We start from the raw sequence: 13821 nt of genomic DNA, 5'->3' as shown, positions 1-13821 counted from the left end.
TGAGTGACAATTTATGACTGTTCGATGTTATTCCTTGTCGTAGATTCATAATTAACATTACTGACAATAATTACACGGCTACCGTTCATATATTATGGCCATCTGCATGGTGGTGTTTTATGTGCACGGTATTAATAAGTATATTTCTTATCAAAGGACGGATATTCAAATGAAAACTAAAGTAGCGCTTTCCGTGTTAGCAGGTCTGATGTTCTCGGCAGCTGCCCTGGCAGAAACCCCTGCCAGCTATGACACCAAGTTTAACGTCAGCGCTAACGTTCCAGACAGCGTACACATTACCGATCCAAGTGGCCGTCCGGTTACCGATCTGGATGTGGTCATGAAGGCGGCAGCCTCCGGTTATATGGAAGCGCAAACGCCAGCGTTGAAAATCTGGAACAACGATGTGAGCAAACTGGACGTCACCATGGTTCTGGACGACAGCCAGGCCACCAGCGGTTCGGCGTTTACGCTGTACAGTACCCAAGGTGGAGCGCTTAACCCTATGAGTTATCAGATTAAAACCTTAACCTCTGCCGGTTCCAAAACCTTTGCGACCTCCGGCGTCTCTAACGACTATACCCTGATCGCCAATGGTACGACTCATTCCGAACTGCCAGTGGTGTTCCAGTTCGTGTCAGATGGCAAATATGACACCCTGGCTCAAGGTAACTACAGTGGCGTGGTTTATGCGAACATAAGCACTAAACCATAACATTCTTATATTATTAGGTCAGGGTCGGTCGTAATGATCGGCTCTGTTAACGCCATGATTAAATCCAAAATCACCTTTATATTTCTGCTGGTGACGCTGTCATTACATGGAAGTGCTTTAGCCATCACAAATGCACAGGTCAGCCTGAATATTGCCGCGGAATCCATCCCCCGCCTGGCAATTTATTATCAAGGAAAACCCGTAACCGGATTTGGCATTGACCTGGAGTTACCGGTGAATGGTTATTCTCAACATTTTGAACAAACTACCGACCTCCTGTATATCGTGGGGAATATCGAAAATGCGAATGTATTATTTTCAGACGTTGGGTTTGTCCTTAACTCCATCAGCGGCGGTGCAGAAAAAGTCAATCTGCAGGGGGATTTTATCTATCAAGGCTCACCCTCAAATGCCCTGGAAAAATTACGTATTCCTGTATTAAACAATATCGGTGAAGCAAGCGTAAGCAAAGGATTTAAAGTTCGTTTCAAATCTGATTCGCTGGCAGGAAACTACCCCCAGGGCAGCTATGCAAACTCTTTTACCCTATTGGTAACGCCAATACTTTAAACCAGAGCAGGGACGCATGAACCGTAAATTAGCTCTCACCGTAATTTGCTTCGGAAGCGCGATCACTCTGAAGCCATTTCCATTACAGGCCTCCGGCATGGCACTACCCCCTGGATTTGAGGATATATTCAACGCGAAGCAAAATGGCATTTTTGACGTGATATATGGCGATATTTCTATCGGGTCACTCAGTGCCGAGTATGACAAAAAAGACGTCCTGTTACTTTCTCCTGAAAATATTGTGGAACAACTGACCGCCACGAATATGCCAGCGCTCATCATAGAAAATAAACAGTTACTGAAATTACTGTCAGCCCCAATAAAACGCGTCAATAAAGAAGTTCTGGCTCAAAAGGATATTGTGGCGTGGCTGAATGATTCTGATGCTACGCTGCATTTAATTTTACCGGCTACCCTGTTTAAATCACCAAACCAGGCCAATGACCGTACCTATATTTTGCATAAGAGTCAGCCCGGTTTTGTGCATAGCCATAACCTGAACTTTTTATCGGATAACTATGGCGACAGCTTCAGCATTGCGTCGAACGATACGCTCAACCTGACGGGTAACAGCTATATCAAGGGCGCATGGAGCTATTCGCAAGACATCGCGCTGAATCTCGATGAACTGGCACTTTATCTGGAGCATGACAGCACCCGCTTTAAGGCAGGACGCCAGCGTATGGGCGACAACCTGGTCTACAGCACCCCTTCATTGGGTTATAGCTTTTTCAACCCACTCAGCTTTGACGGCGTCTCCCTGGGTTATATGACCGATAACTACCTGCGTTCAAGCACCGGGGCCTCTTCGCCTGTCACTTTGTACATGCCGCTGGCCGGTACGGTGGAAGTGTATCGCAATGGTCGGTTGATCGATTTGCAACAGTTCCCGCCAGGCATGCAGCAGTTGAATACTGAGGCCTGGCCTGCCGGTGGCTATGATGTGCAATTGATCACCAAGCTGGTTAACGGCAGCCGGGAAGTTAAATCCCAACCTTTTTTTAAGCGCAGCGGTATGTTCCGTTCTGGCGATCTGGAGTACGCCTTGCAATTAGGTCGTTACGATCAGCGCCAAGGGCATTTATCATCATTGCGGGGCAACGATTGCACCGGTTGCAGTCTGAACAACGGCCAAAACGGTATTAATAATAACAGTCTGGCCAGCATGACGTTGGGTTATACCACCCAATCCGCCTTGTCTTTTGGCAGCGGCAGCCTATTGGATAACAATCATCTGTATTTCAACGGCAGTCTCGATATCCCGCTTAATCTGTGGATTGCCGAACGCCTGTACACCGATGCTCTGATCGGTAATGACGGTAGCTATGGTTATCAAGTGGGGTTTAGCAAAAACCTGAACAATATTGGTTTTAACCTGAGCTATCGAAACAACCGCTACCAAGGTAGTGAATCAGACTTCCGACGTTTTGGTGTGGTGCCTGCCTACGATTTTAATTACCTGCAACTGGGTATCAGCACCTTTCTGCCATGGAACATTGGCCTGTCGGTAACTTACAGCATGAACACCCTGTATCAAGAGTATAAAAAACAGGGCCAAACCGATTATAAAACCTGGGATATTGCGCTTAACCGCGATTTCACGCTGAACGACAATATGAACCTGCGAGTGGATTTGGGTTATCACCAGGGTGTGAATGAATACACCCGTAAAGGTTCGCAAAACACCTTTGTCGACAGCAGTAAGGATAATCGAGTCTTCGCTCAGTTCACGCTGGGTATGCGTGAACAAAGCTTCAACCATTACCAGTCTCTGTACCTGCGTTCACGTCTCAGTGACAAGGGTAGCGACGACCGTCTTTCGAGTGCCGACTATGCCCTGGATCTGCAAAACCCGGATTTTGACCGCAGCGGAAAATATTCCGTGACGGCCAGCGTCAACAATGGGCCGGGCAACCAGACCAACGGCGGTGCCGGAGTCACTGTCGACAATGCTCTGGGTTATACCTCTGCGGGCCTGAACAAATCACTGGGTGATAACAACTACCGTCAGTATTACCTGTCGCAACGCGGCGGTTTCGCATTAGGTGACGGAACTTTTGGCTACGGCCGTATGGACAATAATACTGCACTAATTGTCGATGCTACCGAGTTGCCTGGAGATCAGTATTTCGAAGTTCGCAACCGCGATTCAGCGCCGGTAGTGGTAAAAGGCGGCCAAAAAACCGCTCTGGATATTCAGCCTTACCAAAAAGTGGCCCCTTCGGTGGAGCAGGTCTATACCGGTGATGCCTCGGCATTTTATAACCTGACCACGAAATCGGCTGCAACCTGGGCTATGCCCGGGCAAGCTTACAAAGTCAAAATCACCGCCACCAAAAACCAAACAGTGACCGGTCGCATTTATTTCCAAGGTGCCCCGCTACCTCATGCCCGGGTGGTTGGAGGCAATACCCTGACGGATGAAGAAGGATTATTTGTCGGTGATTTCACTATGGGAATCAATGATAAATTGCAAATGTTAACGGTTAAGAAAGACCAACAAAATTACACCTGCCCATTGATGGAAGAAAACATCAGGCTGACTCAAGGCATTATGCAAATTCGTGAGGTTGATTGTGAAATTCAATAAAACAAAATCGCTGCTTTTATCTTTTGGCTTTACTGTATTTATGACATCAGGGATGTCTCAAGCCATCGAGGTATTCCCGATCATTAAAGAAATAAATAATGATACTCCACGTGATAACTATATCACTGTGAAATCAATGTTTCGTGCACAGGACAGTATCAATGAGAATAAAACAGAAGCCCAGCAGTATGAATTTGTCACACTGGAATTATTCTCGGTAAAAAATCCTGGCGCAGAAAAAGAAACTCTTGAAAAAGAGTTAGGTAAACAGGATCCAAGCCTGATCTTTTCCCCCACCCGTCTGATTATTCCCTACGGTGAAGAACGGAAAGTTCGTTTAATGCCCCTGAAATCGGTCGATCGTGAAAAAGTTTATCGATTACGCATTCGTCCTAGCTATCCAGAACAGGCCTTAGATAAGGGGAAAGTTCGTTTCGCCATTGGTTATGACGTGTTGCTGCGCTATTTACCGCCCAGCAAACACACCCAAGGTGTTGATATCAAATGCAGCAATAATATCTGGACAGTCACCGCTACCGGCAACGTGCGCAGCGAAATGCGCAACCTGGTAGTGGATGGGCGTAAAGGTGTGGTGAATTTTAACGTCTATCCTGACTTTCCACGCAGCCTGCCGGTGAGTCAAACGCTGGCGTTTGAAATGGACAAAAAAATGTACATCTATAACCAGTGTCAGTTAAAGGAGTAAGCCATGACTCGCCTTACTTTGGGGATGCTACTGATGTTAACCGCAAACTCGGCAGTAGCCGGCGATTGGGTTTTCCGCCCCACCGGCAGTGGCACTCTGCGCATTTTCCAACAGGGCAGTACGGCAGAATTAGCACCTGACATGCTTGCTCAGCGCCAACAAATCGGCGAAACAATGACGCTGCAGGTGATCCCCAGCGGCATGGGCCGTTGTGAAAACGGTATGCTGAGCGGTAGCGGCCCCTTGGCTTCGGTCAAAATTCCTTTATTACCCATGTCGCACGGGGTGGTACAGAGCCAGCAAAAAATCACTTGTGGAGAATCACTGTTTTTTGATGCCCCGGCAGCGGCGCAGTGGGTTGGGATGAAAGCCGTCCCTGACATCAACTCTCTGGTCAGCGGCAATATACCCGCAGCTTTGCTGGGCCAACGAGTCTTGTTGGGCAGCATCAATTTCATCAGTTCAGGTAACAATGTGACGACCCATTCGGTGTATCTCGATCTGGCGACGTTGGGCAGCGGTATAGCAACGCTAAAGGCCAGCTTCTCCAAGCCCACGTTGTCATTTGGTGAGGTCGGCGATCTGAGTGATGCTCAAGGTGACGCCAAACTCACCATTTCAAAAACCCGCGATGCAGGAGACATGGCGATCCCCTATCTTCTGACATTTGAATCAAGCCAGCAGCGTGAGGGTAATTTTCAATTGAAATCAACGTTGGAAGACCGTTACGTCACTTATCAGATCAAAATTGGCGATAAAAGTATGACGCCAGGCGACAACTACTCCGGCACGGTGCCGACAGGCAGTGTCACCAGCGACACAGTAAATATCCATTTTACCTTGGTAGCCAAACAACTTAATGGATTAAAAGCCGGTACCCGACTGACCGATACACTGACAGCGGTTATCACGCCAGACAGTTAACGAGGAGAATAAAGGTGAACAAATCTATACGGCGAGTCGCCATGGTACTGGCGCTGTTATTCAACTGTTCTGCATGGAGTGCGGTAACGGTCAGAACCGATATTTTGGTGCAAGCAGAGATCAGCACCAGTGTGCGGGTCTATGTTGATGGCAAGGACGTCACTAACGGCACCATTAGCGTCAAAATGGAAGATAAAGCAGGTTATATGGTCGGTACTACTCCGCCGTTTTTATTTATCGGCAATGCCAGTACGGTTTCCTTATCCCTTACCGAACCACCCAAACGAGAGTTGGTTTCTGAAAACAAAGATACGATGAAGCTCAATAGCGCATGGCTCCGCGAAAATGGCACGCCGGTATCAGCCCTTTTCCCATTGGGCAATCGACCGGTTTATCCAACCCTGGCAGACGTTCCAGACCCGCAAAAGGGGGTGAAAGTACAATTCACTTCGGCGCAACGAAGTGAAACTTATCCACTTGGCACTTATAGCGGTACTTATATTGTGATGGTGACTCCATCAACTTAAGAACACCCTCAATAACAATAAGAGTTTCATGATTTAGAAAGCCACCCTGTCTTTCTATTTGCGGGCGTTACAAGTAGTTAGGTTCTTACACTTGCAACGATCCCGCTTTTTTTTGAATAATGCGTTCTGGCGATAGTTGTTGGCGGTTATTCGAAGCCCAAGGGCCAAGGTTATTTCGCCGCGTACTTTTGCATATTGGCCAGGGTCACCAGTTCAAACGGGATCCAGTAGTAAGGAGCCAGCTTTTCGCCTTTAATCATGCGCTGCGCCACGTCAACCGAGGCTTTGCCCTGGCCAACCGCATCCTGAAACACCGTCACCTGCATCTTGCCAAAAGACAAGGCTTTCAGGCCGTCCGGCGTGGCGTCAATGCCGCCAACCAGCACCTTGTTGCCCTGCTTACCGGCCTGCTGCAACGCCATAATCGCGCCAATCGCCATCTCATCGTTATTGGCGGCGACGATATCGATAGACTCACCGTTGGTGAGCCAATTCAGCATCAGATCCATTCCTTCACTGCGCGAGTAGTTGGCGCTCTGTTTTTGCACCACCTTCATTTTTGGGTACTTCGCCACCACCTGCTCGACATCTTTGGTGCGTTGCAGTGCGCCGGCGTCGGTCAGGTTACCGATCATCACCGCCACGTTGCCCTGATAGTTGGCCAGCCGCGCCAGTTCTTCCATCTGCAAGGTGCCGGACTGCTTCTCGTCGGAGCCAACAAACACCACGCCGGCAGGCAGTTTGCTGTCGCCCGGCGTGCGGTTCACATAAACCAGTGGAATGCCCGCTTTGGTCACCATTTTGGTGATAGCAGGCGTACCCGCCGAGTTGACCGGATCGACAATAATCGCGTCCACTCCGGCGCTGATAAAATTCTGCACCTGATCTGTCTGGCGACCTACGTCGCCGCGCGCGTCTTCGAACTGCACGCTGATACCGCGCGCCTTGGCTTCTTTGTCGATTGAATGACGAATGATGGTCAGGAAGTTCTGGTCAAAGTAGGCCATTGACACGCCGATGGTTTCCGCCAGCACCGAGGTGGAACAGCCGAGCGCCGCCACCAGCACGATTCTTTTTAAATATTTCATGATGATTCCCCAGGGTAAAAAAAACCGCCGAGCAAAATGCATCGGCGGAAATTCACGGCAATCAGTGTTTTTTACGGTTACGGTGCATGTCGATAGACACTGCGGCGACGATAATCACGCCTTTGATAATGTCCTGAATGTAGGAGTCCACACCGATAAAGGTGAAGCCACTTTTAATCAGCCCGAGGATCACCGCACCAATCAGCGTACCGGTAATGCGCCCAACGCCACCCATCAGGCTGCTGCCGCCGATCACCGCCGCGGCGATGGCATCCAGTTCGTAAGACATGCCCATGCTCGACTGGCCGCTGCTGACACGCGCCGCCAATACCACACCTGCCAGCCCTGCCAGCCCACCGGCGATGGTATAGACCGTCACCAGGTATTTATTGACGTTGATGCCGGAGACTCTGGCCGATGTCATGTTGCCGCCGATGGCGTAGATGTACTTGCCGTAACGGGTATGCTTCAACGCGACATGGAAGATCACCGCAATCACCAGGAAGATGATCACCGGCATCGCGCCCTGGCCGATTGAGGTAAAGCCGTCAGACAGGAAGCTGACCGGGTTACCCTGGGTGTAGTACTGCGCCAGGCCACGTGCCGATACCATCATGCCCAAAGTCGCGATAAAAGGCGGGATACCGGTGCGGGTAATCAGGAAGCCGTTGATGAAACCGCAGATAATGCCCACGCCGATCCCGGCGCCGATAGGGATCGCCGCCGGCAGGTCGAGCAACGCCGGGTACATTGGCGAAATACTGTCTGAGGTTTGCGCCAGGCTGGCCGCCACCACTGCGGTTAAGGCTATCAGCGAGCCGGAGGAAAGGTCGATACCGGTGGTGATAATAACCTGGGTCACGCCCACCGCAATGATGCCGATAATCGCTACCTGCAACACAATCAGCAGCAGGCGGTTCGGGTTCATCAGGAAGGACTGGTCGCGGATGTACCAACCCAGAATTTCAAACACCAGCGCAATGCCGAGCATCACGATAAAGATGCCGGTGTCTTTCGGCATTTTGCCACTCAGGCCAGCGAACAGTGGCGCTTTGCCCGCAAGCGGCTTCTCGATTTTTACATTACTCATGGGAATTCACCTTTGCGTTATTCAGAGGCCAGCGCCAGGATTTTTTCCTGATTCGCTTCTTCTTTATCCAAAATGCCGGTAATACGACCGCCGTGCATCACCATCACCCGGTCGCTCATGCCGAGGATTTCCGGTAATTCCGATGACACTAAAATAATGGCGACGCCACGGTTCGCCAGTTCGCTGATCAAACGATAGATTTCCGCCTTCGCCCCCACATCAATGCCGCGCGTTGGCTCATCGAGGATCAGTATTTTTGGCTGGGCCAGCAGCCAGCGGGCAATAAGCACCTTCTGCTGATTACCGCCGCTCAGGTTATTGATGATTTGGTCCATGGTCGGAGTTTTGATATTGAGCTTTTTGATCTGCTCCATGCAGTCCTTGGCCATTTGCACGTGGCTGACGAAGCCGTTTTTGCCGATATACTCCGACAGGTTGACGATGCTCATGTTCTCGACCACCGACAGCACCAAAAACAGCCCGGATTTTTTGCGGTCTTCGGTAAGGAACGCTAGCCCGAGTTCAATCGCTCGGGAGGGAGAATCCACTTTGGCCGCCTGGCCCTCAATGAAGATGTGACCGCCGTCCGCCGGGTGCATGCCGAACAGACTTTCCATCACCTCGCTGCGGCCGGCCCCCACCAGCCCGGCGACGCCGAGGATCTCGCCGCGCTTGACGCTGAACGAGACATCGTGAAACCAGTCGGCACGGCGCAACCCTTCGACACGCAGTACTTCCTCGCCGATATTGTTGTTGAATTTGGGGAACATCTGGGTCAGCTCACGTCCCACCATCATGGTGATCAGCGACTGTTTGGTCAGGTTTTCGGTCTTGTCGCAGGCGATAAAGGTACCGTCGCGGAAAATACTCACTTCATCGGTGATGGCGAAAATTTCGTCCATCTTGTGGCTGATATAAATAATGCCTTTGCCCTGCTCGCGCAGTTCACGAATGATGGCGAACAGGTGTACAACTTCACCTTCGGTCAACGCCGAGGTGGGTTCGTCCATGATCAACACATCTGCGTTATAGGAAACCGCCTTGGCAATCTCCACCATTTGCTGGCTGGCGATGCTCAGTTCACCCACCAACGTCTCAGGTTTGAGTTTAATGTTCAGCCGAGTCAGCAATTCGCGGGTCTGTTTGTTCAGTTGGTCATGGTTTACGAAGCCCAGCTTTGCCGGCTCACGCCCCAGCCAAATGTTTTCCGCCACCGTCATATAAGGCACCAGGTTAAGTTCCTGGTGAATCATGGAGATCCCTGAATGCAGCGCCTGCAGCGTATCGCTGAAGGTCACCGGTTGGCCTTTTATTTTAATGGTGCCTTCATCGGGGTGATAAATACCGATTAAACATTTCATCAGCGTGGATTTACCCGCGCCGTTTTCTCCCATTAACGCGTGTACGCTGCCTGGTTTGATTTTAATTGAGACTTTATCCAGCGCCTTCACGCCGGGAAATTGCTTACTGATGCCTTCAGCCTCAAGAACATAAGGATACATACCGATAACCTCCGCCGTTCGTTAATGCATCCCTGCCGGTAAATGCGGCAGGGATATAACCGCGCTGCCTTAACGCTTATTTTCTGTTCTTGTCGGCAAATCCCTGGTAGTTGGCCTTGGTGATCAGCTGATACGGGATCAGTACGTTGCTTTCCACCCTCTCGCCTTTCACCAGTTGAATGGCGGTTTGCACCGCACCCTCACCCTGCCCTTTGGCATCCTGGAACACGCTCAGCGCCAGATCGCCCTTCTTGATGTATTCCAGTGCATCCGGGGTCCCGTCAACACCGGCCACCAATACGCCACTTTTCTTCGCCTGTTTCAGTGCCAGGATCGCACCAATCGCCATTTCATCGTTGTTGGAGGCGATAGCATCAATCTTCTGACCGGTCAGCACCCAGTCAGTAGTAACGTCAATGGCCTCTTTACGGGCAAACTTGGCGGTTTGCTTGTCGAGGATTTTGATGTCGGGATACTGGGTCGCCATCTCTTCCACACCTCGGGTACGGTCACGGGTCGCCTCACTGGACAGCTCCCCCATAAGGATCATCACATTGCCCTTGCCATTCATCAGCTTGGCCAATTCCTCCATCTGCAGCTTGCCGGCCAGTTTGGAGTCAGACCCCACATAGGCCATACCTGCAGGCAGCGTGACTTCCGGGCGGCGGTTAACGAACACCAGCGGGATCTTGGCGTTTTCCGCCAGTTTGATCATCGGTTTCACGCCCTGGGTATCGACCGGATTTAGGATGATGGCGTCGACGCCCTGACTGACAAAGTTCTCGATCTGTTGGATCTGCTGGGCGACATCCCCTTTTGCATCTTCAAATTGAGCACTGACATTGCCGTCCTGTTTCATTTTGCTCTGCATTGACTGGCGCAGGATGGTGAGGAAATTGTCATCGAAAGCAGCCATGGAAACGCCGATTTTAATGTCTTTTGCCAGCACGCTGGCCGGCAACATGCACATCAATACCGAGGTGACGATCAGTTTCTTCAGCTTCATGTTTTGTACCCTTTAATCGTTAGAGTGAAGAGGCCTGTTGATTTGACAGCTAATGAAAAATATTTTTTACATTCAAACAACAATCCGTTCGGTGTTATCCCTTTGATACGGCAGATTTATCGCTTTTCCACCCGTATCCACATGGTGTGCAAAACTTTGATCAATGTCTCAAATAATATTAAAAACAACACTTTAAAATAAACACTCTATCTGGACATTGAAGCCTCAAAGTCATTATTAAATGTTTATTTCATAATTGAGATTATTGAAACTTTTTTAACCAAACAAGCGAAACATGCGTTTTGGAATGGCCAAGTAACAAAAACATGACACGGATCTAACAAATGACGCAAAAACCGCCATCGTGTTGGTGGCATAAGTGCGTTCGGCAAACAAAGAGCCCCCGCAACGATGAAAAATGACGCGGCACATTCTCAGCAAATGTGCGAGCAAGCACGCAGTTTTCGGATCCGCTGTTTCATCCAAGGCGTTACTCGACAATACTGAATGGACGTGTATTTTCAGGAGGATAAGACATGCAGCTCAGCAGTAAGGTACGGATGAACCGGCTGTTTAATAACGGCAAATGCCTCGACGTGGCGATTGATCACGGCATCGCCAATGAGCCGGATTTTTTAATTGGTCTGGAGGACATCGAACGGGTCATTGACAGCCTGATCGTTGCCCGTCCCGATGCCATTCAGGTCAATTATGGCCAGGCGGATTTATTGCAACGTGCAACCCAGCGCGATAAACCGGCACTGGTGATGCGCACCGACGTCGGCAATGCTTATAACGCCGCACGCCACCGTGAAATGTGGGCGGTGCTGCATAATCCAGAAGCGCCGATCCTCGCCGCACTGCAAATGGATGCGGCGGCGGTGGTGGTTAACCTGTATCTGATCCCCGATGAACCGGGCATTTTCCGCCAGTGTGTCGAGAATATTGGTCGCCTGCGTCATGCCTGCGAGCGCTACGCCATGCCGCTGATGATCGAACCGCTGGTAATGGCACCGGCCGGCCAGGGCGCGGCCTACGGTTCACTTGGTGACGTAGAAAAAATGGTGCCGTTAGTCCGGCTGGCGCGTGAACTGGGTGCCGACATCATCAAGGCCGACCCGACAGAACGAGTAGAGGACTTCCACCGCATTGTGGAGGCGGCGCGCTGCCCAACGCTGGTGCGTGGCGGCGGTAAAGGCGAACTGGGCGCGGTACTGGAAAAATCTGCTGCCCTGATGGCCCAGGGGGCGTCCGGTATGGTGTATGGCCGCAATGTCTATCAACACAGCAACCCATCGAAAGTGGTCAGCGCGTTAATGGCCATCATTCATCAGGGTGCCAGCGGTCAACAAGGACTGGAAATCTACCATCAACCCTGATCCCCGCTTTTGTAATTAAAATAATCCCTCCCCCGGCGGCAGCATGTTATAACCTGCTGCCGGTCGCTGCCCTACGCTCCAATCCCCGCTATTATCCTGACAGGCCCATTCGGAGAACCGCCATGCCAAAACAACGGATACCGCTGAAACTCAGCACCACGCTCACGCTGATGGTGTCTGCCATCATCGCTTCGGTGCTATTAGTGGTATATGCGCTGTTTTTTGTGCAGATGAATCACCAGGGACAAGATCAGCAACGCCAAAAAGCGATGGCGATTGCCGAAACGCTGGCGCTCTCCGGTAATGTCATTGATGGGCTGCAGCGTGAAGATCACAGTGGCGCAGTCCAGCGCTTTGCCGAGCAGGTACGTCAGCGGAATGAATTACTGTTTGTGGTGGTGGTAGACATGAAAGGCATCCGTTACTCGCACCCCAAACCCTGGTTGATCGGTAAGCATTTTATCGGAGACGATTTGGAACCGGCGCTACACGGCGAAACCAACAGCGCCATCAATCGTGGCGCATTAGCCCCTTCACTGCGAGTTTTTGCCCCGGTTTACGACAGCGAACGGCGGCAGATTGGTGTGGTGGCGCTGGGTATTGCGCTCGATACCGTTCAGCGCGTGGTGGGCGAAAGCCGCTGGATCATATACTGGACACTGGCCTTCGCCGCGCTGGTCGGCACGCTCGGCATCTTCTTTTTGGTGAAGGCCCTGAAACGCATCATGCTCGGTTTTGAACCTTACGAAATCTCGAATCTGTTCGAACAGCGCAACGCCATGCTGCAATCGATTAAAGAAGGCGTGATTGCAGTCGATAACCAGTCACGCATCACCATTGTCAACGACGAAGCCAAACGCCTATTACGCCAAAATGGGCCTTTCGAAAACCTGCTGTTGGAGTCCGCCAGCAAACACTGGCCGACGCAGCTGCATCTGGCGGAAGTGCTGGAAAGCGGTCAACCGCTACGTGACCAGCAGATTAGCTTTAACGGCAGCGAATTGCTGACCAATACCGTGCCGGTGATCGTTAAGGGCCAGGTGATTGGTGCTATCGCCACCTTCCGCGATAAAACCGAAATCAGCCAGTTGGTACAGCGCCTGAGCGGCATGGCGCACTATGCCGACACGTTGCGCGTCCAGTCACATGAGTTTATGAACAAGCTGCATGTGATCCTCGGCATGCTGCACATGAAGGCCTACCAGCAGTTGGAAAACTACATCATCAATACCGCCAGCACCTATCAGGAAGAGATCGGCGCGCTGCTGAGGAAAATCCAGTCGCCAGAGGTGGCGGGCTTCTTTATCGGCAAGATCAATCGCGCCCATGAAGCCGGCATTGAGCTGACCATTGACGAACCCAGCCTGCTGCCGGAAACCGACGATGCAGAAACCACCCACGTGCTGATCAGCGTGCTGGGCAATTTGATTGAAAATGCCATTGACGCTATCGATGGTATCGAAGGGCACGAGATCAACCTGAGCTTTCATCACAATGAGAATCACTTACACTGTATAGTCAGCGATGACGGCCCCGGTATCGATCCGGTTCTCGGTGCACGTATCTTTGAACAGGGTGTTTCAACCAAAGGGCCGGGGCGCGGTATCGGCCTGGCGTTGATCCGCAGCAGCCTGGAAAAACTGGGCGGCAGCATTGATTTCGAATCTGAGCCGGGTGAGCTAACCCAATTTTTTGTGCATATACCCTATCAGGCCAAGGGCTGA

The 13821-nt window shown here is 51.0% G+C and carries 12 protein-coding genes; 8 read left to right on the top strand and 4 right to left on the bottom strand.

Features of this window, described 5'->3' with window-relative positions; translation table 11 throughout:
* Positions 1–169: 169 nt before the first annotated feature.
* The 6 genes from ACUTSU_RS19655 to ACUTSU_RS19630 all read left to right on the top strand — a co-directional run bounded on the left by ACUTSU_RS19655 (position 170) and on the right by ACUTSU_RS19630 (position 6032).
* The gene (locus ACUTSU_RS19655; protein ID WP_445650892.1) at positions 170–715 is read left to right on the top strand and encodes a hypothetical protein; all 546 of its coding nucleotides are present in this window, start codon (positions 170–172) and stop codon (positions 713–715) included.
* 33 nt (positions 716–748) lie between these two features.
* On the top strand, positions 749–1285 hold the full coding sequence (locus ACUTSU_RS19650; RefSeq protein ID WP_445650891.1) for a hypothetical protein: 537 nt from the start codon (positions 749–751) through the stop codon (positions 1283–1285).
* 97 nt (positions 1286–1382) lie between these two features.
* Entirely contained in the window at positions 1383–3875 is a 2493-nt protein-coding gene (locus ACUTSU_RS19645) for a TcfC E-set like domain-containing protein (RefSeq protein ID WP_445654620.1), read from the top strand.
* Positions 3862–4581, top strand: coding sequence for a hypothetical protein (locus ACUTSU_RS19640; RefSeq protein ID WP_445650889.1), 720 nt, complete (start codon positions 3862–3864; stop codon positions 4579–4581). The genes ACUTSU_RS19645 and ACUTSU_RS19640 overlap by 14 nt, the downstream gene beginning before the upstream one ends.
* A gap of 3 nt (positions 4582–4584) precedes the next feature.
* A complete protein-coding gene (locus ACUTSU_RS19635; protein WP_445650888.1) occupies positions 4585–5505 on the top strand; it encodes a hypothetical protein in 921 nt (306 codons plus the stop codon).
* A 14-nt stretch (positions 5506–5519) separates the two neighbouring features.
* Positions 5520–6032 (top strand): hypothetical protein, encoded by a 513-nt coding sequence (locus ACUTSU_RS19630; RefSeq protein WP_445650887.1) that lies wholly within the window; start codon positions 5520–5522, stop codon positions 6030–6032.
* Between the two features lie 170 nt (positions 6033–6202).
* Here the strand turns inward: ACUTSU_RS19630 and ACUTSU_RS19625 are convergent, their stop codons facing one another.
* From ACUTSU_RS19625 to ACUTSU_RS19610, 4 genes are all read right to left on the bottom strand, one after another.
* Complete coding sequence (locus ACUTSU_RS19625) at positions 6203–7120, bottom strand: sugar ABC transporter substrate-binding protein (protein WP_445654619.1); 918 nt, start codon at positions 7118–7120, stop codon at positions 6203–6205.
* A 61-nt stretch (positions 7121–7181) separates the two neighbouring features.
* On the bottom strand, positions 7182–8210 hold the full coding sequence (locus ACUTSU_RS19620) for an ABC transporter permease (protein WP_426508911.1): 1029 nt from the start codon (positions 8208–8210) through the stop codon (positions 7182–7184).
* A 17-nt stretch (positions 8211–8227) separates the two neighbouring features.
* Positions 8228–9712, bottom strand: coding sequence for a sugar ABC transporter ATP-binding protein (locus ACUTSU_RS19615; protein WP_153857110.1), 1485 nt, complete (start codon positions 9710–9712; stop codon positions 8228–8230).
* 76 nt (positions 9713–9788) lie between these two features.
* Positions 9789–10718 carry a sugar ABC transporter substrate-binding protein gene (locus ACUTSU_RS19610; protein ID WP_445650884.1) on the bottom strand — a complete coding sequence of 310 codons (930 nt, stop codon included), beginning with the start codon at positions 10716–10718 and terminating at the stop codon, positions 9789–9791.
* A 536-nt stretch (positions 10719–11254) separates the two neighbouring features.
* Here ACUTSU_RS19610 and ACUTSU_RS19605 point away from each other — a divergent pair.
* Together ACUTSU_RS19605 and ACUTSU_RS19600 are read left to right on the top strand one after the other, a co-directional pair.
* On the top strand, positions 11255–12097 hold the full coding sequence (locus ACUTSU_RS19605; protein WP_445650883.1) for a class I fructose-bisphosphate aldolase: 843 nt from the start codon (positions 11255–11257) through the stop codon (positions 12095–12097).
* Between the two features lie 122 nt (positions 12098–12219).
* Positions 12220–13821: a sensor histidine kinase gene (locus tag ACUTSU_RS19600; protein WP_445650882.1), complete on the top strand. Its 1602-nt coding sequence runs from the start codon at positions 12220–12222 to the stop codon at positions 13819–13821.

Source organism: Serratia sp. NA_13 (assembly GCF_052691735.1).
Note: the sequence above shows the minus strand (reverse complement) of the source record. Positions and strands in the feature narration are given on the sequence as shown.